Origin of the sequence: Nonomuraea sp. CA-143628 (assembly GCF_050942315.1) — a bacterium.
Classification (GTDB): domain Bacteria; phylum Actinomycetota; class Actinomycetes; order Streptosporangiales; family Streptosporangiaceae; genus Nonomuraea.
The window spans coordinates 7,667,830-7,690,180 of record NZ_CP192072.1; the positions used below are offsets into that span (position 1 = coordinate 7,667,830).

Genomic DNA, 22,351 nt, shown 5'->3' on the forward strand with positions numbered 1-22,351 from the left:
CCGCCGAGACGGTCCGGGTCGGATCTCACCGGCCCGGACCGCTCAGGAGGTGATGTCCTTGCCCGAGAAGCGGGCCCACGCGATGGAGCCGAACAGCAGGATGTACGCCCCGAAGACCAGCAGCCCCTGAACGAGACCCGCGAAGTCGATGGGGCTGCGCAGCACCGCGTCGAACTTGGTCCACCAGCTGGGCAGCAGATAGGGCGTGATCGCCTCGAGCTGCGGGATCGCCCGGAGCACCTGGGTGACGATGATCAGGACCATCGTCGCCGCGATGGCGCCGATGGACACCTCGGTGAACGTCGACAGTGCCACCGCCACGGCCGCCAGGGCCGCCATGCCCGCGCCCACGTACCCCACGGCGATGAGGATCCGCAGCAGGCCCTCGGCCACCGAGATGGTGCTGCCCGACAGCAGCGTCACCGGCCCCACCGGGAACAGGATCAGCCCGGTGACCAGCGCCGACAGCGCCACCACGACAGTGATCGCGTAGGCGAACACCACCACGTTGAGGTACTTCACGACCAGCAGCCGCGTCCGGCCGGCGGGCGCGGCGAGCAGGTAGCGCAGTGTCCCCGCGCCCGCCTCGCCCGCGATCGAGTCGCCGCCGACCACGCTCACCGCGATCGGCATCAGCAGCAGCACCAGGAAGGAGAACGAGGCGAACGTCAGCATGAGGCTGTTGCCCGCCACCGCGCCGATGAGCCCGCCGACCGCCTCGTCGGCGCTGGCGATGCGCAGCGCGATGCCGATCAGCACCGGCACGCTCGCCAGGACGGCCAGCATCGCCTGATTGCGGGGCCGCCGGAACGTCAGGCCGAGCTCGGAGCCGAGCAGCCGCCAGAACGCCGACGCCAGCCGCACCGGCGGCCCGGCCGGCTCGGACGGCTCGGATGAACCGGGCGCCGAGGACGGCCGCCGCTCGGCGGTGCGCATCGTCTCGGTCACCGGCACCAGCCCCGGCGTCCGGCGCTCCTGCGTCTCAGCCGTCGACATCGAATCCCTCCCCTGTCAGTCCCACGAACACGTCCTCCAGGCTCGGCCGTACGACGGCCAGGCCGCGCACGGCGACGCCCTCCCGTACCAGCGTCGCGTTGATGTCCTCGGGCGCGTGCGCGCCCAGGTCCGCCGTCACCGCCGCGACGCCCCCGTCAGGCGTGCGCACGTCGGCCAGGCCGAGCGTGCCGAGCACCCGCGCCGCGTCGGCGACGTCCGGTGTCTCGACCCTGACGCGGGTGGTGAGGCCGCCGTTGAGCGAGGCGATCGTGCCCTGGGCGACCAGGTTGCCGGCGCGCATGATCGCGGCGTGCGTGCACATCTGCTCGACCTCGGTCAGCAGGTGCGAGGAGACGAAGACCGTGGTGCCGTCGGCGGCGATCTCCTTGACCAGCGCGCGTACCTCGCGGGTGCCCTGGGGGTCGAGCCCGTTGGTGGGCTCGTCGAGTATGAGCAGCTCACGCGGCCCGAGCAGGGCGGCGGCGATGGCCAGGCGCTGGCGCATGCCGAGTGAGTAGTTGCGGAAGCGCTTGCCCGCGGCCGCCGACAGGCCGACCCGCTCCAGGGCCTCGGCGACCCGCTTCTTCGCGGTGCGGCCGAGAGCGGTGGGGTCGGCGGCGTCGAAGCGGTACAGGTTCGCCTCGCCCGACAGGTACGGGTAGAACGCCGGCCCCTCCACCAGCGCCCCCACCCGGGGAAGTGCGTCCGCCAGGGGCAGGCCGAGCACGGAGTACTCGCCGGCCGTGGGCGCCACCAGGCCGAGCAGCATGCGGATCGTGGTGGTCTTGCCCGAGCCGTTGGGCCCGAGGAAGCCGAAGACCGATCCGCGCGGCACGGTCAGGTCCAGTGCGTCGACCGCGACCTGGCCGCCGCGGAAGCGCTTGGTCAGGCCCTGGGTGACGATCGCCGAGTCGCCGGAGGGCGGGGCCGCCCCGAAGGGCGCCCCCGCTTCATGCGTGACAACGGTCACTTGGTGCCCGCCGCCTTGGTGATCTCCTCCGGCGTGACCGCGCCGACCAGCAGCCGGCCGTCGTCGGTCAGCAGCGCGGTGACGAGCTTGGTCTTGATCAGCTTGCCCGAGCCCCACGTGCCGCTGACCGGGGTGGCCGTCTTGAGCACGTTCTGGACGAGCGCGCTCGGGTCGGCGCCCTCCGAGCCGCCCTTCCAGTGGCTGCCCGGCTTGCCGTCGGACGGGGTCTCGGCCGGCTTGGCCGTCAGGTCCGCCAGCGTGGCGGGCAGGACCGCGACCCTGGTCCAGCCGGCGCCGACGACCTTCGTGTCCTTGCGGACCTCCTTGGCCGACTCCGCCTTCTGCTCGACCTGCTCGGCGTCGCCACTGGCACCGAGCGTCTCCTCCTTCACCTTGGCGCCCGCGGGCGGGGTGAAGGAGAAGTTCTCCTCCGCCGGCGGCGTGAAGGTCACCTGGGTGAAGCCGACCTGGAAGGCCGGCTCGGCCGAGCCCTTGGCGAAGACCTGGACCTGCAACGGCATGTAGTTCTCACCGTCGAGCGCCAGCCGCACCTCCTGCACCAGCGAGCCCTCGTCCTTGGGAGCGAGCACGAGCTGGTAGGCGGCACGGCCGGCCACCTGGGCGTTGTTGGTCACCCGGATGGCGGTGTGCTCGTCGGCGTTGGCCAGGATCTTCGCCGCCATCTGCTGCGGGGTCACGTCGGCCGGCCCCGGCGTGGGCAGCTCATGCGGCTTCTCGGCGCCCTTCGCCACCTTGATCTTGGTCGCCGTGTTGTCGCCGCTGTCCCAGTACCAGACCTGGTCGCCGTTGACGATCAGGTTGGACTCGTCGAACTGCGTCGGCATGGCGACCCTCAACTTGTCGCCGGCGCCGTACCAGACCTTCACCTCGTGCGAGCCGGACAGCAGGCTCAACGGCGACGTGCCACCCATGTCGGGCAGTGCGGGCAGACCGAGCGAAGCGGTCTGCTGCACGGTGCCGGACATGGGCGGCGGGCCGGCCTTGTCCTTGGTGGCCGCCGCGGCGTCGGCGAGCAACTGCTGCGCCGTACGCTCGGGCAGCACCGGATCGCCGCTGACCGCGGCGATGACCGGACCGGCCCCCATAGCTCCGGCGATCACGGCCGCGGCCGCGATCGGCACTCCCCATCTCACGAACGTTCCTCTGCGCATCTCACTCCTTAACGGTATGTCGATGACCAGAGCCTGCGTCATGCATGCTTAGGCGAGGCTGAGACCAGCTGAGACGCCTCTCAGCGCGGACGCGTTTCCGCTGGTAGAAGCACTGCTCCGGTGTGGGATCAACCCAACGTCCATGTCGGGAAGGATGCGATCAGAACTTTCGTCTAGGAAAACTTCCCGGTCGAGTACCGCGGGGATTCCCCTCGAATGGGGATGGGGCGTCCGCTTCCCCTCTCAACGATGAGTCGTCCCCCGAGTGGTGCACGCAGCCGGACATCCACGCTGTAGGGATGACCAACCGCCGAACCCCTCACCCTTCCCCAGGACATGACGGGAGCGCACTCGTTGTATACCTGTACGCCCACCGCCACCTGGGCGGCCGACTCCTCCGCTACCGTGTCCACTACTCGCTCGCAGAAGGTGCCGTCGGGCCTCGGCCTGCTGAACAGCAGTTCCGCGCGCAATGTACGCCCGTCGGCCAGCGGTTCCACCTGGGCGATCCACTGCCAGTACGGTTTGTTGATCTGCGCGGTTACGAAGAGGACGGCGACGGCGACCAGCAACAGCATCCCAAGAATGATGCCGAGCCTTCTACCGCGAGTGGCGAACATGGGGTGATGCTTCCTTACTCACGCTTGGCGATGCGGTCGCCGAAAGCCTTGACGACGTCGTGGACATCGGTGAATCCGGCCTCGCAGTCGGATGTTGGTACCACGTCTCCCTCCAGGAGGCCGGCCCAGGACAAGATGCCCTTCGCTGTCACGTATCCATCGCCGCTGCGGATGGTACAGACGGGAATCAGGGGTCCGCCCGCCAAGGGCGATCCTCCCAAAGGCCCGCAGCGAACAGGGCGTGCGAGACCTGCCGCGGATCGAGCTGGATGACCACCTCGCCGCCCTCGGACTCCGTAAGGTCGCCCGCGGCCAGACCGATGAGAGCGAGCTCACCGGCCAGCAACCTCATGAGCCAATCCTCGAAATCCTCGTCCGGCAGCTCCTCGTCCTCGTCCCGGAACCACGCCGCACGAGCCCTGCCGATCAGCTCCGCAGGCAGGCGAACCGTCACGGGCGGCAGCTGCGCCCGCACCTGGCAACCTATCTCCGCCAGATCACGGCTGTCCTTCCGGAATCGCTCCTCCGCTGTGGACCCCTCCATGCGGACCTCTCTTACTTCTTGAATCGCTTGTCGGCTAGACATTCTCGCGGCGCAGCTCGGGCACATGCACTACCAGGGCCCGGGCAAAGGTGAACTCCAGCGTGTGCAGGTCGTCTCGTGGGACGTCCCGCAGGACTGCCTTACGACCCGGGGATACGACCAGGCCTTTCACACCCCACACGCCATAGTCGCCCGAACTGTAAACATGGGCCTCGCGGCGCAAGTACGGGCATACGGTGATCGCTTCCGGCAGGCAGCCCCGGCAGATGGGCGGCTTGCTGAGGTGTCCAGAAGCGGCAGGCGGCTCAACGTGGAAAACCCACGTGAGGAGCCCAGTGTCCGGGTCGGAAGCCGGCCCCTGACACACCTGGCAGAGCCTGCTCAGCATGCATTCCTTCTGCCGCAACGTGTGAAGCTCGTCGTACAGGACTTTCCCGCGGCGGAGCGTCTTCTGCCGGGCCCACAGCACGCCCATGTCCCAGTCACTCGACGTGGGGTCGGCATAGGACAGCCGCACCCCACTCAATGACCACGCATCCCGGATGAAGGTGAGGTTGAGCGCGACGGTCTCCTCGCTGTAGGCGGTGACGTACGGCACGACTGCCTGAGCGGCGATCACCATGGCTCCCCCGTCTGGAACAGCAACTCGGTTAGGCCCCGTTCCGGCGCGCTGACGCTTGGGCGGGGCCGATCTATGTCTCCCCCAAGTCTGCCCCCATCTGCTACCTCGCGCTACCTCTGATTGCCTCTGCTCTCCTCTGCAGAGTCCTGCACCCCTCTGAATAGAGGATCTGTGCGGATCAGTAGCGTTTAGGCCATGGAGATTCGGCCGAACGCGTACGCCTGGCAGCAGGTTGCGGATGAGATCAAACGCCGCATCGAGGCTGGCCAATACCAGGCGGAGATGCCGATCCCGGCCGAGCGGCGCCTTGCGGACGAGCTGGGCGTGAGCATCAAGACCATCCGCCGCGCCGTCGGCGTGCTGCGCGAGGAGGGCGTCTTGGCGACGTTGCCGCAGAAGGGCACGTTCGTCGTCGACCGCCAGGCGGCCGACGAAGGGTAGAGGCGGGGCCGGGACGAGTGACGGCGCACCGGCCGCGCGACCCCAGGCGAGCCTGAGTCCACGCTGAGACGCCTCTCAGCCTTCTCAGCGTCGTCACAGGGGAGGAACGGGAGAATCGCCACATGAGAGTACTTGTCGTCGAGGATGAGCGGCGGATGGCGGCCGCGCTGCAGCGGGGGCTCCAGGCCGAGGGGTTCGCCGTGGACCTCGCCCACGACGGCGAGCAGGGACTGCACGCGGCCAGGCACGGCGACTACGACGTCGTGGTGCTCGACATCATGCTGCCCCGGCTGTCGGGCTACAACGTGTGCAAGCAGTTGCGCGCCGAGGAGAACTGGGTGCCGATCCTGATGCTCTCCGCCAAGGACGGCGAGTACGACATGGCCGACGGCCTCGATCTGGGCGCCGACGACTACCTGACCAAGCCCTTCTCGTACGTGGTGCTGGTGGCCAGGCTGCGCGCGCTGCTGCGGCGCGACTCCGGGCGGCGGCCCGCCGTGCTGACGGCGGGCGACCTGACGCTGGACCCCGCGCGGCGCCGGGTGGAGCGGGGCGAGCAGGTGATCGAGCTGACGCCCAGGGAGTTCGCGCTGCTGGAATATCTGCTGCGCCGGCGCGACGAGGTGGTGTCGAAGTCGGAGATCCTGGAGCACGTGTGGGACACCTTCGACACCGACCCGAACGTGGTGGAGGTCTACGTGGGCTACCTGCGGCGCAAGGTCGACGCCCCGTTCGGCAGGAACGCGCTGCAGACCGTGCGCGGCGCTGGCTACCGGCTGGCGGGCGACGGTGGCTGACTCGCCGCTGCTGTGGTGGCGGCGCCAGGGGCTGCGCTTCCGGCTGACGGTCGTGGCCGCCGCAGTCCTCGCGCTCGCGCTGGCCATCTCGGCGTCGGTGCTGCTGACCGTCCTGGACCGGGCCCTCATCGGCACCGTCGACGACTCGACCAGGCAGCAGGCCCAGACCGTGCGGGTGCAGGCCGACGCGGGCACGCTGACCAGCCCGATCGCCACCCACGACGGCACGATCGTGCAGGTGATCGACGCGGCGGGCCGCATCACGGACGTCACCTACGGTGCCGACCGGCTGGTCCCGCTGCTGGACGCGCGGGAGCGGGCCGAGGTGCTGCGCGACGGCCAGGCCACGTTCCTGGACGGCCGGCCGTTCGCGATCTCGGGGCCGCTGCGCGTGGTGGTCATCAGCGCCGACCACGGCAGGACCGTGGTCGCGGCCCGGCCCATCGGCGAGATCCAGACGAGCCTCGGTACGGCCGGCCGGGTGCTGCTGGTCGGCACGCCGATGCTCATCGTGCTGCTGGCCGTGGCGAGCTGGGTGGTGATCGGCCGGACGCTGCGGCCGATCGCCGCGCTGCGCAGGGGCGCCGCCGAGATCACGCACACCGCCAGGTCGCGCCGGCTGCCGGTGCCCGAGTCGCGCGACGAGGTGCACTCGCTGGCCACCACGCTCAACGACATGCTGGCCCGGCTGGAGGAGGCCGAGCAGCGTCAGCGGGCGCTGGTCTCCGACGCCGCGCACGAGCTGCGCAGCCCGTTGGCCAGCATCCGGCTGCAGCTGGAGGTGGCGCTCGGCCATCCGGAGGGCCAGGACTGGCCGGAGACGGCCGAGGGCGTGATGGAGGACGCGATGCGGCTGTCCAGGCTCGCCGAGGACCTGCTGGCGCTGGCCCGCCTGGACGAGCGGGGCGGCGTGCCGGCCAGACGCGAGCCGGTCGATCTCGACGAGGTGGTGCGCCAGATCGTCGACAGGTACGGCGAGGCCCGGCTGACCGTGTGCGATCCCGTCGTGGTCCGCGGCGACGCGCTGGACCTGAGCCGGGTGCTGACCAACCTGGTGGACAACGCCGTACGGCACACCTCGTCGAAGGTGGAGGTGGCGCTGACGGCCGACGGGGTGCTGACGGTGACCGACGACGGGCCCGGCATTCCCGAGCAGGATCGCGAGCGGGTGTTCAACCGGTTCACGCGGCTGGACTCGGGCCGCAGCCGCGACGAGGGCGGCGCTGGGCTGGGCCTGGCCATCGTCCGGGAGACCGTGCGGGCGCACGGGGGCGGGGTGCATCTGGAGGACGCCGCACCGGGGCTGCGTGCGGTCGTGCGGCTGCCTGTGGCGAGGTGAGGAGGGGGTTCGACGCACAGGATTCGTGCGGGGGTTTTGTGCGGGGGTTCGTGCGGGGGTGAGTCCTCGCTTCCGGCCGGGCGCGGCGGCGGCCGAAGGCGATGTGCTCAGGACGGGTCAGGCGGCGCTGCCCTTTTCGGCGGCGGCCAGGAAGTCCTGGGCGATCAGCGGCAGGCGGCGACGGGCGTGCACGACGGCGATGACGCGGCGGACCGCGGGTTCCAGCGAGCGCACCACGAGGCCGGCCCGGCTGGCCTGTTCGGCCATGCCGCGGTACCACAACAGTGACGCCTGGCCGGTGCGTACGGCGTTGAGCCAGCCGTTGCGCTCGTCGGTTTCGAGCACGACGACCGGGCTGACGGCGTACTTGCCGAACATCGCGTCGAGTTCCCTGCGCCGGACGCTGCCCCGTGCGGGCAGGGCCAGGCGCATCCCGTCGAGCTTGCCCATGGGCACGGGATTGGGCAGTTCGAGGCCGGGCGGGGAGATCAGCACGATCTCCTGGCGTTCGAGCGGATGGGTGATCAGATCGGTGGGTACGGGCAGATCGGTCAGGCCGAGGTCGGCCCGCTGATCCCTGATGGCGTTGACGACGGCGTCACGGCCGTCACAACGGACGATGTGTACGCGGACACCTGGGTGCTCGGCGGTGTAGGCGGGCAGCAGCCGTCCGGCCAGGCCGGGTTCGAGGCTGGGCGTGGAGGCGATGCGGAGCTCCGCCTCCCCTGTGCTGCCGTGATTGGACAGGCTCTCGATCTCGTGTACGGCATCAAGAGCCTCCCTTGCCAGTTTGACCACCCGCCGGCCTTGTGCGGTGACGACGACACCGCGTCCGGACCTGGCGAAGAGCGTCATGCCGAGTTCCCGTTCCAGATCGCGGATCGCGCGCGAAAGCGCAGGTTGCGCGATATAGAGCGATCTGGCCGCGTCGGTCATGGTGCGGTGCTCCGCAGTCGCGACCACGTAGCGGAGCTGCTGGAGGTTCATGTCAAAGAAGCTAGGACACCAGCTGCCGCGCGGTCCGGGACATAGCAGAGATCACCTCGAATGATTTCGGACCGTAGCCGGGCACCGCGACTTCTGTGACGGGTGATAAATCGGTATGCTTCTGCCCCAAATTCGGCAAATGTCCAACCAGTGACGTACCAAGTCACCCTTTACGGACAACCGAGTCAAGGGGGATACACGGTGACAGGCAACGGGCAGCATCCACCCCCGCCTCAGGGGCCAGGTCAGCCCCTGCGGCCACCGTCGCGTCCCTGGCCGCCGCCGGGTCACCGCGAGCCGCAGCCCCAGGGTTACGGTCATCCGGGGCAGCAGCCGCCGCCCCCGCCAGGACCGGTCTATCCGCCGCCTCCGCCGGGGCCCGTCTACCCGCAGGGGCCGGTGCATCCCCCGCAGGGCCAGCCGTACGGGGCGCCGCCCCAGGGGCAGCCGTACCCGCCTCAGGGACAGCCGTACCCGCCGGGCGGGCAAGGGCAGCCGCACCCGCCGAGCGGGCCGTACGGGCCGCCACAGGGCGGCGCCTGGCATCCGCAGCAGCCGCCTCCTCCCCCGCGTCCGCCCATGCCGCCGGGGCCGTGGGGGCCGCCGCCGCGGAAGAAGTCGGGCATGGGGGTGGTCGGCATCCTCGGGGCGGTGTTCGGGTCGATGGCGGCGCTGTTCGTGCTGCTCGTGATCGCCGGGGCGATGCTCAAGGGCTCGTCCAGACACGACACGACCACGCCGGTCGCCATCCCCTCCTACACCGACTCCTATGACGACGACGAGACGCCGTCTCCGTCCGAGTCGCGGAGCCAGACCCGGTCGGACGAGCCGACGGCTACGCGGTCCGCCGAGCCCGAGACGCCGACCCGGCCCACGCTCAACACGAGCACGAGGAACAACACCCTCTACCGGGTCGGCACCCTGCCCAGGGTGAGCTGCCCGGCGGGCGGCGCGAGCATCTTCAGCCACAGCCAGCTCAAGGCGCTGATCCTCAAGACGGGCAGGTGCATGGACCGGGCCTGGGGGCCGATCATGCAGCGGCAGGGCATCCGGTTCACGCCGCCGAGCTACTCGGTCGTGGCCACGCGCGGCAGGGGCGCCTGCGGCGACTATCCGTCGCCGGGGAGCATGGTGCCGTACTACTGCCCGCGCAACAACACCATCTACGCCTCCACCTCGGCCATGGCCAAGGGCAACGGGAACGCCCGCGGCTACGGGGAGATCATCTCCTGGCACGGCGGGATCATCAGCATGCTGGCCCACGAGTACGGGCATCACGTCCAGAACATCTCGGGCGTGATGGACTCCTGGTGGAAGCAGACGGTCGACTCCAGCAGCCGGAGCGGCAAGCTGGCACTGAGCAGGAAGCTGGAGCTCCAGGCGACGTGCTTCGGCGGCATGTGGATGCGGTCGGTGGCCGCGTCCTACCCGGTCAACACCGCGAACCGCGCCCGCCTCTTCTGGTTCTACGGGCAGGTGGGTGACTACCCCGGATATCCCCGCGACCACGGCAACAGAGTGAACAACAACCGGTGGTTCCGGCAGGGCTGGGAGAGGAACCAGGCCTTCCAGTGCAACACCTGGATGGCGGCATCCTCGACGACCTCCTGATGTCACGGCCTGTTCATCTCAGGTTGGGTACATGTCTTGGATGTCCCTATATGGGAGCTAGACTCCTGGCAATCTTGTGCCCTACGGGGTGCAAAAACCATGGGTTTCGCCAGGTAGGCGTGTGAAGGAGCCGGTGTGAGCAAGCGCGATGGGGTGGACACCGCGCCCGAGGGTAGAAAACGGCGCGCTCCCCGCCGCTCGGGCACAGGGTCCGAAACCGGACCAGGAGAGGGTTCGGACGCCGGCCGTACGGGCGAACCTTCGGAAGCGGACGACACACCACAGAACCGCGCCCCCGCGGACGACACACCACAGAACCGCGCCCCCGCGGACGACACACCGCAGAGCGACGCCCCCGCGGACGGCCCCCCAGCCGCGGGCGGCCACGGCACGCGTCCGGCCGGCACGCATCCGACGGGTCCCGGTGGAAGCGGGCCGGGCGGCACCGGTCCGGGTGGGAAGAGTCGGGGCGGCAAGGGCGCTCGCGGTCCCGCGCCCTCCGGCGCCGGGCGGCCCAAGCCCCGGCCGCGGGCGGGCTCGGGAGCGCCGCAGTTCGCCAGGCCGCTCTCCACGGGCGGCCTGCTCGGCTGGACCCTGCTGTCCGCCATCGTCCCCGGCGCCGCTCACCTGCGCGCCGGGCGCCGTCGTACCGGCCTGATCATGCTCGGCGCGTACGTGGTGCTGCTGCTCGCCGGGCTGGCGTACGGGCTGACGCGCAGCGAGGAGGACCTCGCCGCGTTCGCCGGCGCCGACATGCAGATGACGGTCGTCGTCATCGCCGCCGTGCTCGCGCTGATCTGGTTCGCCGTCATCGTGCTGTCGTACGTGGCGCTCGGCCCCAACCGGCTGAAACAGCAGGGCCAGATCGTCTCCGGCATCGTGGTCGGCGTGCTCTGCGTCTCGGTCATGGCCCCCTTCGCCTTCACCGCGAACTTCGTCCTGACCCTGCGCAGCACGTCCCAGAAGATCTTCGTCCCCATTGCCCTGAGCACGGACCCGAGTGTCGCGCCGATCAAGGAGGACGATCCCTGGAACGGCAAGGACCGGGTGAACTTCCTGCTGATCGGCGGCGACGCGGCCGGCGACCGTACCGGCGTGCGCACCGACAGCATGACGATCGCCAGCGTGGACATCGCGACGGGCAAGACGGTCCTGTTCAGCCTGCCGCGCAACCTGCAGCATGTGCATTTCCCGCCGTCCTCGCCGCTGCGCAAGCAGTTCCCCAACGGCTTCATGGCGGAGTTGCCCAACGGCGGCCTGCTCAACGAGGTCTGGCAGTACGCCACTGAGAACCCGCAGATCATGGGCGGCAAGAACAGGGGCCCGCGTGCGCTGATGGACGCCATCGGCTACACGCTCAACCTGAAGATCGACTACTACGCCATGATGAACATGTACGGCTTCGCGGACCTGGTCGACGCCATCGGTGGCCTCAAGATCCGCGTCGAGCGCGACATCAAGTGGGGCGGCCACTTCGGCACCGCGGGCACGATCAAGGCGGGCTACAAGAAGCTGACCGGCGAGCAGGCCCTGTGGTACGGCCGGTCGCGCGTGGACAGCGACGACTTCTCGCGCATGGCCCGCCAGCGCTGCGTCATCGGCGCGTTCGCGCAGCAGGCGACGCCCGACAAAATCCTGTTGAACTTCGGCAAGATCGCCGATGCGACGAAGCGGCTCGCGCAGACGAACATCCCGCAGGAGCTGGTCGAGCCGCTCGTGGCGCTGGCCGTCAAGGTGAAGAGCGCCAGGATCACCAGCTTGCAGTTCGTGCCACCGGAGTTCCTGTCGGGGCGTCCCGACTGGCTGAAGATCCGGCGGGCCGCGGACAAGGCGATCAAGGACTCGGTCCGGCCGGCCCGGAGCGCGCAGGCGGCTGACGTCACGTCCTCGCCCGGGACGCCCACGACCAAGCCGACTCGTTCGTACGCCGCCGCCAAGCCCACCCAGACGCCCACCCAGAACAGCCAGAAGGGCGCCAAGAGCCTGTCGGAGCTCTGCGGCCTGTAAGCCCCGCCGCCGTCTCCCGCCAGGCACTGCCGCTCGCCGGGACAGCGCCTTGCCCCCGCCCGGCACTGCCGCTCGCCGGGGCAGTGCCTTGCCGCCGCAAAGCACTGCCGCTCGGCGGGACAGCGGCTTGCCCGCCAAGCGCTGCCCCGCCGCCCTGCCGAGCCGCGTTGCTCTTCGGCCGCACCCACCCGGTGCGGCCGGAGAGCGCTGGTGGGTCACCGGGTCACTTAGGTCACCCGGTCACTGGGCCATCCCGGTCACTGGGTCGCTAGGGAGAGGAGCCGGCGCAGGTAGGTGGCCTGCTCCGGGTCTCCGGTGACCGACACCTCGCCGCCCCTGCCCCACACCCAGCGCAGCAACTCGTCGGGCGCCCCGGACACGACGGTCCGCGCCTGCTCGACCGCCCTGTCCGCGGCCTCGTCGGCGACGGTGACCTCGGTGGGCGTGGCCCGTACGAGCCAGGCGCGCTCTCCGCCGACGACCGCGATCGCCTCCTTGAGGTCAGGGCGCAGGGCCTCGGCGAAGCTCTCCGGGTAGTGGGCGAACTCGTACGCGAGCATCACCTTGAGCCCCTCGTCCACCCCGTCGAGGGCCAGGTCGTCGGCGGCGGGCGTCACGGGCAGGCCGGCCGCGAGCTCGGCGTCGACGCGGTGGATCACCGTCTCCTGGGCCATGCGCCTGATCCAGAACCTGACGGTCTGGTCGGGCTCGTACCAGGTGAGCGCGTAGTCGTCCGGGGCCCGCGCGGCGAACTCCGCCATCAGCTCGGCATAGGCCCGGTCGAGCACCGCGAACGGCTCCTCACCGGACAGGTCGGGCGGCCATGGCGTCGGCCACTCCCCGCGCAGCATCGTCTCGGCCTTGTGCAGGTAGACCTCGGTGATGTGCGCGACCAGATCGGCGGCGGTCCACCCCGGGCAGCTCGGCACGGGCGCCGCGTCCGGCGCGGCGGAGGCCGCGGCTCTGAGCAGGCCGTATTCGTCAGCCAGACAGGCCAGCAAGCGAGGGGCATCCATGGCACCCACCCAACCACGCATTGTCGGCGCGCTGCATCGCATTAAACCGGCGGCGTGTCGCCATATAGGCCAGCGGCGTGTCTTGCCTGGCCGGCGGCGTGTCGTTGTGAACAGCTCGCGGATCGAACAGGCGCCCCCACAGCGCCCGTTCCTCTCCCGCTCCGGCGTCAGGTGCTAGGCGGCGCTTCCGGGCCCTCTCCCGGCGAACAGCCCGCCCCGCCGTACGGCCGGCATCCTCGGACGCCGGTACGGCAACGCGAACCACGTCGCCTTCCCGATACGCCCCGGACTGGTGACGTACTTCTGGGGATGGCATCCCCAGAAGCCTTCGGAGAGCGCGGCGACGATGCACAGCCCCCGCCCGCGCTCGGCGTCGGCGTCGACCACACGGGCCACCGGCAGCGGCGGACCGCAGTCCACCACCATGCACACGATCTCCTCGGGATCGGCGTGAAGCACCAGCTCATAGGGTGCCTCTCCATACAGAAAGGCATTTGTCACCAATTCGCTGGCCATTAGCACGGCGTCATCGACGAGATCGGGACTCAGTTCCAGTCCGGTCAGCGCGTCACGGACGACCGTTCGGGCATACCGGACGGCCTGCACATCTTCGCGCAGAGGCCAGGCATGCTCGGGGTGTGTTCGCGGGACGGATCGCAGTGGGGTCATTGGCTTCTCCTTCCGCGTTCAACTGTCGAAACGTGTACGGAAGAGAGGTCAAAAAAGGCGGATCTTGAAAAATCGTTTTTCGCCGGACCTCCCGCGCACCGCGACCCGCCACACATGGCGACCCACCGCGCACCGCCACCCACCGCGACCCGCCACGCACCGCAACCCGCCGCACACCGTGGCCCGCCGCATACCGTGCCCCGGCGACCTCTACTCTCGGCGACTCTCCGTCACGGCCTGCCCGGTAGGGCCCGACCCCCGCCGCAGCCGAACCCCGTCCTATCGGTCCATGACCCCGCACGCTGACCCCCTTTCGCCGCACTGACTCCTTCCACAAGGACATGTCAGCGCCACGCCAGCGATACGAAAGCCGAAGCGGCGAGCATGATGTCCGCAGCCTCGAAATCCCTTGGAGATCCGCGACAAAAGGAGAGTCGCATTGAGAACGACAGCACGGTTACTCGCGATGACGACACTGGTCGCAGGCATGGCGCTCATCGCGGCACCCGCGAACGCCGCCACGGGAACACTGATTCTTTCCACCAGCCCCGCCGGGCAAAGAATCGTGTATAACAATCCCACGGCCGGTTGTTACAGCACCGCATCAGCCTTCAACAATGTCACAAATCGCACGAATGTCGCTGTCACCGTTTACCAAGGAACGCACTGCCAGGGACTGTCCCTAATCATCGCTCCGGGTACGAGTCCCGTGCCGGTCGGAGACCGCCTCAGCGTCTCCGTCCCCGCCTAAGGGTTTTCGATCCATAAGAAGGGATGAAGTATGCACAATCGCATGGCGAGGCGAATAGCCGTCGGCGTGGTCGGCCTGGGCCTGGCACTGGCTCCCGTGGTCCCCGCATTCGCAGCGCAGAGCAGCTCGTCGACCCGGCAAGAAGCGGGCCCCGCGCAGGTGGAGAGCCACACGGAATGGGGCGGCTGGTATTCCAGCCTGGACAGCTGCGCCGAAGTCGGCCGGGCATACGTCCACCAAAACGGAGCTATTGGATTCACCTGCCGGCCCCTCAACGGCCAGTGGGCCCTCTGGGTCATCTACGACCCCTCCCCCTGACCTTCGGATCCGATGAATCAAACTCAGGAGAGAACAGTGCGGAAAATCAAGAAAGCCGCGACGACGCTCGCGATCACGGCCACGCTCGCCGCCGGCGGCATGACACTGGCCGCGCCGACTTGGGCGGAAAGCGCATCGACCACCACGCAGGCGAACGCCGCGGCGGGAGTCTGGTACATCTTCAATTTCTATCCGGACGAGGGGACCTGCGAGGCTCAGCGCAGATGGGGCGCCAGTCAGGGCTGGTGGACCTGGGACCATTCGGCCTGTGCGACCAACGGGCGGGACTGGGCGCTCTTCATCCTCTACGACGCAGCCCCTTCCGCGAAGCAGGCGCCACTTCCCGAGGGTTGGCAGCGGTCCTGATTTATCGGCGAAATATGAGATAGCGCGAAAAGGTGCCTTCTAACCTGTCTGGCGGCGACTTGCTGGAGTCGCATCCAAGGCAGAGTGGAAGGCACCTTTTCGCGCCGGAATTCGGGATCCGGCATCCATACGATCGCCAGGTCAGCAAGCCCTGACTTCGTCGAGATAGGAGCCCCAGCCATGCCGGAAGAGGAAGGTCTTGTGCGGCTTGAGCACCTTGCATTCACTGTCGAAGTTGTACTGGATGACGATCTTGACACGGATGGTGTGCCCGCAGTCGTTGCGGACCTTGACCCACTTGTTGTAGTCGTGTCCGGTCCAGGTCGTGGCGCAGTCCGGGGCACCGTCCCGGGCGGCCGACTCGGTCGAGGCCGAGGCGCCGTAGGTGGGAAGTGCGACCAGAGCGGCAGAGACGAGTGCCGCCATCGCCGCGAGTCGGATCTTTCCTCTCATGCTCATCTTGCGCGTCCCCTTTCTCCGTTTTCTCCGTCCGAAATGTCACGCCGACCGTAGGAGCGGGGATGTTGAGGTCATGTTGAGGATGCGTTGACCGCTGGTCCGGCGGTCGCAGAGGCCAAGCCGCCGAAACGGCAGACGTACGATCACGCCGACCTGGCCCTGCCGCGGCAGTGACATCGCGGACGCGTAAGGCCTGGCCCTGCTACGGCAGTGACGTCGCGGAGGTGTAAGGCCCGGCCCTGGTGCGGCAGTGACGTCGCGGACGCGTAAGGCCTGGCGCTACGCGCGGGCGCGGGCGTGCGGGCGGAGGGTGGCCAGCCAGCGGCGAAGGAGGCCGGCGAAGGCCTGGGGGCGTGCCAGATGCAGGAAATGCCCGGTGCCGTCCCACGTGACCATCTGTGACCCGGAAGGTGCGGGGATCGAGGACTCCCACGCGGCCGGCTCGCTCAGCGAGCGGACGCAGAGGACCGGGCGGGTGCGCCTGGCCAGGTAGCGGCGCGTCGCGGGCCGGGCGCCGAACGCGTCCGGGCCCAGGTACATGCCCTCATAGCAGGCGGCCAGTACGTGACCGGGGGTGGCGAGCAGCTGGGCGCGCACCTCGGCGGGCAGGGTGCCGAGCTGGCGGACGGCCGCCGCCGCGCCGTTGGCCCGCAGGGCGGCCAGCCGCTTGCCGAACAACCGCTCCTCGGCGGCGTCCGCGCCATAGGCGGGATCGACGACCACCAGCGCGGAGACGTGTTCGGGGCGCTCCACGGCCATGGTGGTGACGACCTGGGCGCCCATCGAATGCCCCACGGCGACGACCGGTCCGGCGTCGAGGCGGTCCAGCAAAGCCACGAGGTCCCCCGCCAGGTCGATGGGCCGGTAGCCGTCCATGGGCGCCGGCGACCCGCCGTGCCCGCGCAGGTCGGCGGTGATCACCCGGTGACCCGGCTGGAGCGCGTCGGCGATGGGCGCCCACGTACGGGCGTGACCGCCCCAGCCGTGCACGAGGAGCAGGGTCTCGCCCTCGCCGCGATCGGTGTGGCACAGCGCGATGGGGGCCATCAGCGTGAGCCCTGGCGGATCATGGGACGCCCTCCTTGAAAGCGCTTTCCCAGCAATCTTAGGCGCTGCCGGCCCGAACCCGGCCGATGAGGTCGCTCTCCTGGACACCGTCGGCGTACGCGTCGCGGCCCCGCACGCAGCCGTCCAAGATGTGTCGTAGTGATCATGTAGGTTCCTGGCATGCATGATGACGACGATGAAACCAACGACGGCACGGACGAGTCGGCGATGGAACGCGCATTCTTACGGGAGCAGATCGAACTCGCGGTTCTCGGCGGTTTCGACGACGAATATGACATAGAGGACTGGCTAGAGGACGAAACGACCGACGAAGATCTGCTGGAGGAGCTGAAGGCGTACGCGGAGGAGCTGTTCCGGCAGGAGCGGGCGCGCGAGGACACTTGGCTCACCTCCACCGTGAACGACGCCATCGACCAGGCATTCGAGGAGCTGAACGAGCGCGGACTCGTCGCGTTGCAGAACGCGGGTTTCACGATGTCCGACGGTTGGACCGACGCGCTCGAAGCCGCCTCGGAGTTGCCGGACAAGCCTCGCGGCGCGGTCTTCTATCACGGCCAGGACCTCGAGTCCGGGGTTCAGGGCGACGGGCTGATGCTGGCGTTCGGCGCCTTCGAGGACGACGACACGAAGAGCGAAGCGGCGAGCGCCGCCATCGCACGAGAGGTGTGCGACACCCTCACCGCTCACGGGGTCGAGGCCAAGTGGGACGGCTCCGTCCACTCGCGCATCGAGATCGCGCCGTTCCCGTGGCGCAAGCGCCGCTGGACCGATGCCCCTTGATTCTCGGCCCGCTACCCCAGGGGTCCCCCTGGATCTGCGGATAAAGACGCTGATGCGGCACTCTTGTCACCTGACGTGCAGCAAAATGTGACCAACGCACGTGTTCGTCCTATCGGGGTGAGGGTGAGGGTCTTGACTATCTCGGTGCCGGCGGCTCCGGAGGCCGCTGGGACGCTGCGCTACCCCGCCGGCTCCCTGGTGATCCTCACCGGCCTGCCCGGCGCGGGCAAGACCACGCTGCTGCGCCGCCTGTACGCCCTGGACGGCACGGAGAGCCGTCCGGTCGTGGCGGGCGCGGTGGTGGTGATCGACTCGGCGCAGTCACGCCTGCGGTGGAGCACGCGTCTGGGCTGGGCGCCCAAGCCGGTGCGTACCGCGGTGGTGTTCACGACGCACGTGTGGCGTATCGGCCGGGCGTTGCGGGGCGGGACCGCGGTGATCGCGCACAATCGCGGCTGCGGGTCCGCCGTGTTGCACGGGTTCGCCTGGCTGGCGCGCCGGTCGGCGGTCCCGTTCCACCTGCTGCTGCTCGACGCCCCTCCCGCGGACGCGCTGGCCGGCCAGCAGGCCAGGGGCCGGGTCGTGGCGACGCGGACGTTCGCGCAGCACAATCGCCGCTGGGAGGCGCTGCTGGCGCGGGTCCGGGCCGGCCGCACCAGTCCGGCCACCGGCGCGCGCGTCCTGGACCGGCCGACCGCCGACCTCCTCGAAGGCATCCATTTCGACGGCCCCCTCCCCCGCTGACCGCACGGCAAGGACCTCCCGTGACCAACATCCCCGGCACCGTGCTGCTGGCCGGCATCGTCGGCTCCACCGCCTACGGTTTGGCCGGGCCCGACTCCGACCTCGACCGGCTCGGCATCTTCGCCACCCCCACGCTGGCCATGGTCGGTCTGTCCCGGCCCAAGGACAGCATCGTCCACACGAACCCGGACCGGTCGCTCCACGAGGTGGGCAAGTGGTGCTCCCTCGCGCTGGGTGGCAATCCGACCGTGATGGAGCTGGTGTGGTTGCCCGACGACCTGTACGAGACCCGTACCCCGCTCGGTGACCGGCTGATCGCCATCCGGACCGCGTTCCTGTCCGGCCCCCGGGTCCGCGACGCCTACCTCGGGTACGCCACTCAGCAGTTCCAGCGCCTCGACCGGCGCGGCGACGGCTCGTTCTCGGCCGACACCCGCAAGCGGACCAGCAAGCACGCCCGACACCTCGCCCGCCTCCTGCACCAGGGGCGCGAGCTGTACGAGACCGGCCACCTGCCGATCCGGCTCCCCGACCCCGAGGCGATCCGCGCCTTCGGCGAACGGGTCGCGGGAGGCAGCACCCAGGAGGCCCGGGACCTCCTGGCGGCCACCGAGAAGGCGTTCGACACCGCGCGCACGCCGCTGCCCGCCCAGCCCGACGCCGCCACAGTCGAAGCATGGCTGCGCGAGGTCCGCATCGCCCACTGGAACCCACCGGCCGGCCGCTGACCGCCCTGCTGCGCACTACGACTGTCGCCGTCTGCCGGGGCGGCTCAGGAGCTGGTTGGGCAACAGCGCTGCGGCAGACATGTCGCCACAACCTGCAACCTAGATTGCCGTTAATCGTGCAACCTCGGTAGCCTAACCGATGATGAGGAAGCGGGGCACATACACCATCACCGCCAGTCGGAGCGATGGCTGGTGGGCTTTGACCGTCTCCGGACCCGGCCTCAAGCGCAGCTACCACACGCAGGTGAAGCGCTTGGAGCAGGCAGAGGAAATGGCGCGTGACCTCGTGGTCACCATGCTGGATGTGGACGCCTTCGAGATCGACGCCGACTTCGACCTGACCGTGGCCGACGATGAAGTGGCTACAGAACTGGAAGCCACGCTGGTGACACGCCTCGCGGCGACCCTCGTCAAACAGAAGGCCGCCGAAGCGACGCAGGCGACAGTGGCTGATCTGGCGCGAAGAGGTTACGTTCACCGCGACATCGGCTACCTGCTGGGCATGTCACATCAGGCCGTCGGAAAGCTGCTGAACGAGGCGGAGAAGGAGACAGCCGCTTCCGCGGACGATGCCGGTACACGTTCCCTGGCACTCTCCCTCATGGAAATGCTCGATCGGCTGCACATGACCCAAGACACGGAAGCGCTGTTGAAGTCTTATCTGCTCGAGGTGGCCGCAGGCGATCCGATGGACCGCAAGCTGAGCAGGCTGAGGGCGCTGGGCGAGCAACTGCGTCACGGCAGGCGGCGGAGGCTGACAGACGCCTGATCAGGGCCGACCGGCGGTGATGAGGCGATGCGCGCGGTGACCACCATCACGGCGAGGCCGAGCGCCACGACCGCGGCGCCCACGTACAGCGGCGCGGTGTAACCCAGGCCCGCGCTGATCGCGAGGCCGCCGAGCCAGGCGCCCAGGGCGTTGCCGACGTTGGAGGCCGCGACGTTGGCGCTGGCGGCGAGTGGCGCGCCGTCGGCGGCGTCCGTGACGCGGGTGATCATGCCAGGGACACCGGCGAACCCGAAGACGCCCATCAGGAAGACCAGGACCACTGACGCGACCCGCCCGTCGGCCAGCAGCCCGAATGCCGCGAGCGTGGCGGCGAGTCCCGCCAGGGACACGATCAGCGTGCGGTCGCGGTCGCGGTCGGCCGCCCGGCCCCCGGCGACGTTGCCGATCACCAGACCGCTGCCGTAGACGACGAGCAGCCAGGCGACGTCCGCGGGGGTGAAGCCGGTGACCTCGGTAAAGGTGTACGCGATGTAGCTGAAGGCCCCGAACATGCCGCCGTAGCCGAGAGCGGTGGCGGCCAGGGTCAGCCAAACCTGCCAGGAGCGAAAGGCATGCCCACCGGCCGGCCGGTGAGCCTCGTGCACGGCGCCGGCCCAAGCCGGAACCCACACGGCGATGGCGGCCAGGGCCAGCACACCGATCCCGGTGATGGCCCAGAACGTGGCGCGCCAGCCCCAGCGTTCGCCGACCAGAGCGCCGAACGGTACGCCCAGCACGTTGGCGATCGTCAGCCCGGCGAACATCACGGCGACCGCCTGCGAGGCCCGCTCCGGTGGGACCATGCGGCGGGCGACGAGCGAGCCGATGCCGAAGAAGGAGCCGTGGCACAGGGCGGCGACGACGCGGCCGAGCAGCGCCACGCCGTAGCTGGGCGCGACGGCGGACAGCAGGTTGCCGAGGACGAACAACGCCACCAGACCGACGAGGACGGCCTTGCGGTGGACGCGGGTGGTGGCGGCGGTCAGCAGGATCGCGCCGATCGCGACGCTCAGGGCGTATCCCGAGATGAGCCATCCGGCCGTGGCCTCGGAGACGTCCAGGCCGCGGCTCACCTGGGGCAGCAGGCCCGCGATCACGAACTCGGTCAGGCCGATCCCGAAGCCGCCGAGCGCGAGCGCGACCAACCCGGCGGGCATCCGCCGCGCGTTCCTGTCCTGTCGGATGTTCACGTACAGATCATGGGGGGTCGGTCGCCATGCTTGAAAGGCTGTCCGCGACAGAGGTATGGGCCGGACTCACATGTGCGCCTCCGTGAATTCTGGTGCGTGCCACATATCAGGTCGTTCGCCCGGAACGTACCGTCACGGGCAATCGCCAGGTGTGTGAACCACGGAGTCGCCGATGTTTCCACTCCCCAGCCGAGCCGTCGTCAGAGCCGTGACGGCGCTCGTCCTCATCCTCGCCGTACTCGCCGTCGCGCGCCCGTCCCGGGCGGCCTCCCTGACGAAGGTCACGGGGTTCGGCTCGAACCCGGGCGCCCTGAACATGTGGGTCTACCGCCCCGACGGCCTGCCCGCGGGCTCCCCCGCCGTCGTCGCTCTGCACGGCTGTACGCAGAGCGCCAACGCCTACTACACCAACTCCGGCTGGCGGAAGTTCGCCGACCTGTACGGCTTCGCGCTGATCTTCCCCGAGGCCACCACCCCGCCGTCGAACTGTTTCCAGTGGTTCCAGGAGGGCGACATCGGGCGCGGCCAGGGCGAGGCGCTGTCCATCGCCCAGATGGTGTCGTACGCGACCAGCACCTACCAGCTCGACCCCGGTCGCATCTCCATCACCGGCCTGTCCGCGGGTGGTGCGATGACCGCGGTCATGGTCGCGGCGTACCCGGAGCTGTTCGACGCGGCGTCCATCGTCGCGGGCCTGCCGTACCGCTGCTCCCCACCCGCCTCGACCAGCACCTGCATGAACCGCCCGGTCACCAAGACCCCCAAGGACTGGGGAGCCCTGGTGCGCGGCGCGTATCCCGGCTACACCGGGCCGCGGCCGAGAGTCTCGATCTGGCACGGCCAGGCCGACTACGTGGTCAACAAGGCCAACGGCGTCGAACTCAGGGACCAGTTCACCGACGTACTCCGCCTGTCGCAAACCCCCGCCTCGACGACGAGCCTGCCGGGCGGCACCACGATGGAGACGTACGGCGGCGGTGAGGTGCGCTTCTACCGAATCGCCGGGATGGGGCACGGCACGCCGGTCGATCCGGGCGGCGCCGCGGAGCAGTGCGGCACGGCGGGCGCCTATTTCCTCGACACCATCTGCTCGGCGTACTACGACACCCGCTTCTTCGGCCTCGACACCGGATCGCCGCCCCCCACCCCCACCCCGTCGCCGCAGCCCTGCTTCACCGCCACCAATTACGCGCACACCCAGGCGGGCCGGGCCTATCAGTCCGGCGGCTACGCGTACGCCAACGGCTCCGGCCAGGCGATGGGCCTGTGGAACGCGTTCGTGACGACGACCCTGCGGCAGACGGGACCGAACTACTACGAGGTGGCCGACACCACCTGCTAGGTGAGAGGCGCCCGCCGCCGTTCTACGGCGGACGGCGGGCGACGA

The 22,351-nt window shown here is 69.5% G+C and carries 24 protein-coding genes; 12 read left to right on the forward strand and 12 right to left on the reverse strand.

Annotated features, from left to right (window positions below; translation table 11 throughout):
* Positions 1-42 precede the first annotated feature (42 nt).
* The 6 genes from ACQP2T_RS35040 to ACQP2T_RS35065 form a co-directional block, all read right to left on the reverse strand.
* A complete protein-coding gene (locus ACQP2T_RS35040) occupies positions 43-996 on the reverse strand; it encodes an ABC transporter permease (RefSeq protein ID WP_433509171.1) in 954 nt (317 codons plus the stop codon).
* Complete coding sequence (locus tag ACQP2T_RS35045) at positions 983-1,966, reverse strand: ATP-binding cassette domain-containing protein (RefSeq protein ID WP_433509172.1); 984 nt, start codon at positions 1,964-1,966, stop codon at positions 983-985. The genes ACQP2T_RS35040 and ACQP2T_RS35045 overlap by 14 nt, the downstream gene beginning before the upstream one ends.
* Positions 1,963-3,138, reverse strand: a complete 1,176-nt coding sequence (locus ACQP2T_RS35050) for a LolA family protein (RefSeq protein ID WP_433509173.1) — start codon at positions 3,136-3,138, stop codon at positions 1,963-1,965. The genes ACQP2T_RS35045 and ACQP2T_RS35050 overlap by 4 nt, the downstream gene beginning before the upstream one ends.
* A gap of 173 nt (positions 3,139-3,311) precedes the next feature.
* Complete coding sequence (locus tag ACQP2T_RS35055) at positions 3,312-3,758, reverse strand: hypothetical protein (RefSeq protein ID WP_433509174.1); 447 nt, start codon at positions 3,756-3,758, stop codon at positions 3,312-3,314.
* Positions 3,759-3,945: 187 nt separating this feature from the next.
* Positions 3,946-4,302 carry a hypothetical protein gene (locus ACQP2T_RS35060; RefSeq protein WP_433509175.1) on the reverse strand — a complete coding sequence of 119 codons (357 nt, stop codon included), beginning with the start codon at positions 4,300-4,302 and terminating at the stop codon, positions 3,946-3,948.
* A gap of 34 nt (positions 4,303-4,336) precedes the next feature.
* Complete coding sequence (locus ACQP2T_RS35065; protein WP_433509176.1) at positions 4,337-4,924, reverse strand: hypothetical protein; 588 nt, start codon at positions 4,922-4,924, stop codon at positions 4,337-4,339.
* 195 nt (positions 4,925-5,119) lie between these two features.
* On the opposite strand from ACQP2T_RS35065, the gene ACQP2T_RS35070 reads away from it, so the two are divergent.
* The 3 genes from ACQP2T_RS35070 (at position 5,120) to ACQP2T_RS35080 (ending at position 7,501) form a co-directional block, all read left to right on the forward strand.
* Positions 5,120-5,365, forward strand: a complete 246-nt coding sequence (locus ACQP2T_RS35070) for a winged helix-turn-helix domain-containing protein (RefSeq protein ID WP_433509177.1) — start codon at positions 5,120-5,122, stop codon at positions 5,363-5,365.
* Positions 5,366-5,487: 122 nt separating this feature from the next.
* Positions 5,488-6,162, forward strand: a complete 675-nt coding sequence (locus ACQP2T_RS35075) for a response regulator transcription factor (RefSeq protein ID WP_433509178.1) — start codon at positions 5,488-5,490, stop codon at positions 6,160-6,162.
* Positions 6,155-7,501: a sensor histidine kinase gene (locus tag ACQP2T_RS35080; protein ID WP_433509179.1), complete on the forward strand. Its 1,347-nt coding sequence runs from the start codon at positions 6,155-6,157 to the stop codon at positions 7,499-7,501. Before ACQP2T_RS35075 ends, ACQP2T_RS35080 begins: the two co-directional genes overlap by 8 nt.
* A gap of 117 nt (positions 7,502-7,618) precedes the next feature.
* On the opposite strand, the gene ACQP2T_RS35085 is transcribed toward ACQP2T_RS35080, so the two are convergent.
* A complete protein-coding gene (locus tag ACQP2T_RS35085; RefSeq protein ID WP_433509180.1) occupies positions 7,619-8,488 on the reverse strand; it encodes a LysR family transcriptional regulator in 870 nt (289 codons plus the stop codon).
* Between the two features lie 399 nt (positions 8,489-8,887).
* On the opposite strand from ACQP2T_RS35085, the gene ACQP2T_RS35090 reads away from it, so the two are divergent.
* Both ACQP2T_RS35090 and ACQP2T_RS35095 read left to right on the forward strand, forming a co-directional pair.
* A complete protein-coding gene (locus ACQP2T_RS35090; protein WP_433509181.1) occupies positions 8,888-10,099 on the forward strand; it encodes a neutral zinc metallopeptidase in 1,212 nt (403 codons plus the stop codon).
* 135 nt (positions 10,100-10,234) lie between these two features.
* Entirely contained in the window at positions 10,235-12,106 is a 1,872-nt protein-coding gene (locus ACQP2T_RS35095) for an LCP family protein (protein WP_433509182.1), read from the forward strand.
* 257 nt (positions 12,107-12,363) lie between these two features.
* On the opposite strand, the gene ACQP2T_RS35100 is transcribed toward ACQP2T_RS35095, so the two are convergent.
* Both ACQP2T_RS35100 and ACQP2T_RS35105 read right to left on the reverse strand, forming a co-directional pair.
* Positions 12,364-13,122: a maleylpyruvate isomerase family mycothiol-dependent enzyme gene (locus ACQP2T_RS35100; RefSeq protein WP_433509183.1), complete on the reverse strand. Its 759-nt coding sequence runs from the start codon at positions 13,120-13,122 to the stop codon at positions 12,364-12,366.
* A 174-nt stretch (positions 13,123-13,296) separates the two neighbouring features.
* Complete coding sequence (locus ACQP2T_RS35105; RefSeq protein WP_433509184.1) at positions 13,297-13,791, reverse strand: ATP-binding protein; 495 nt, start codon at positions 13,789-13,791, stop codon at positions 13,297-13,299.
* Between the two features lie 793 nt (positions 13,792-14,584).
* Here ACQP2T_RS35105 and ACQP2T_RS35110 point away from each other — a divergent pair.
* Positions 14,585-14,860, forward strand: coding sequence for a hypothetical protein (locus tag ACQP2T_RS35110; RefSeq protein ID WP_433509185.1), 276 nt, complete (start codon positions 14,585-14,587; stop codon positions 14,858-14,860).
* 36 nt (positions 14,861-14,896) lie between these two features.
* Positions 14,897-15,226 (forward strand): hypothetical protein, encoded by a 330-nt coding sequence (locus tag ACQP2T_RS35115; RefSeq protein ID WP_433509186.1) that lies wholly within the window; start codon positions 14,897-14,899, stop codon positions 15,224-15,226.
* Between the two features lie 141 nt (positions 15,227-15,367).
* On the opposite strand, the gene ACQP2T_RS35120 is transcribed toward ACQP2T_RS35115, so the two are convergent.
* Both ACQP2T_RS35120 and ACQP2T_RS35125 read right to left on the reverse strand, forming a co-directional pair.
* Positions 15,368-15,685 carry a hypothetical protein gene (locus tag ACQP2T_RS35120; RefSeq protein WP_433509187.1) on the reverse strand — a complete coding sequence of 106 codons (318 nt, stop codon included), beginning with the start codon at positions 15,683-15,685 and terminating at the stop codon, positions 15,368-15,370.
* Between the two features lie 279 nt (positions 15,686-15,964).
* Positions 15,965-16,732 (reverse strand): alpha/beta fold hydrolase, encoded by a 768-nt coding sequence (locus tag ACQP2T_RS35125; protein ID WP_433509188.1) that lies wholly within the window; start codon positions 16,730-16,732, stop codon positions 15,965-15,967.
* 180 nt (positions 16,733-16,912) lie between these two features.
* Here ACQP2T_RS35125 and ACQP2T_RS35130 point away from each other — a divergent pair, with 180 nt between their 5' ends.
* The 4 genes from ACQP2T_RS35130 to ACQP2T_RS35145 all read left to right on the forward strand — a co-directional run bounded on the left by ACQP2T_RS35130 (position 16,913) and on the right by ACQP2T_RS35145 (position 19,774).
* On the forward strand, positions 16,913-17,533 hold the full coding sequence (locus ACQP2T_RS35130; RefSeq protein ID WP_433509189.1) for a DUF6891 domain-containing protein: 621 nt from the start codon (positions 16,913-16,915) through the stop codon (positions 17,531-17,533).
* A 132-nt stretch (positions 17,534-17,665) separates the two neighbouring features.
* Positions 17,666-18,277, forward strand: coding sequence for an AAA family ATPase (locus tag ACQP2T_RS35135; RefSeq protein WP_433509190.1), 612 nt, complete (start codon positions 17,666-17,668; stop codon positions 18,275-18,277).
* A 20-nt stretch (positions 18,278-18,297) separates the two neighbouring features.
* Complete coding sequence (locus tag ACQP2T_RS35140; protein WP_433509191.1) at positions 18,298-19,005, forward strand: nucleotidyltransferase domain-containing protein; 708 nt, start codon at positions 18,298-18,300, stop codon at positions 19,003-19,005.
* A gap of 199 nt (positions 19,006-19,204) precedes the next feature.
* Entirely contained in the window at positions 19,205-19,774 is a 570-nt protein-coding gene (locus ACQP2T_RS35145) for a hypothetical protein (RefSeq protein ID WP_433509192.1), read from the forward strand.
* Here ACQP2T_RS35145 and ACQP2T_RS35150 read toward each other — a convergent pair.
* Entirely contained in the window at positions 19,741-20,964 is a 1,224-nt protein-coding gene (locus ACQP2T_RS35150; RefSeq protein ID WP_433509193.1) for an MFS transporter, read from the reverse strand. The genes ACQP2T_RS35145 and ACQP2T_RS35150 overlap by 34 nt on opposite strands.
* A 172-nt stretch (positions 20,965-21,136) precedes the next feature.
* Between ACQP2T_RS35150 and ACQP2T_RS35155 the strand changes: the two genes are divergently transcribed.
* Entirely contained in the window at positions 21,137-22,306 is a 1,170-nt protein-coding gene (locus ACQP2T_RS35155) for an extracellular catalytic domain type 1 short-chain-length polyhydroxyalkanoate depolymerase (protein WP_433509194.1), read from the forward strand.
* Positions 22,307-22,351: the final 45 nt, after the last annotated feature.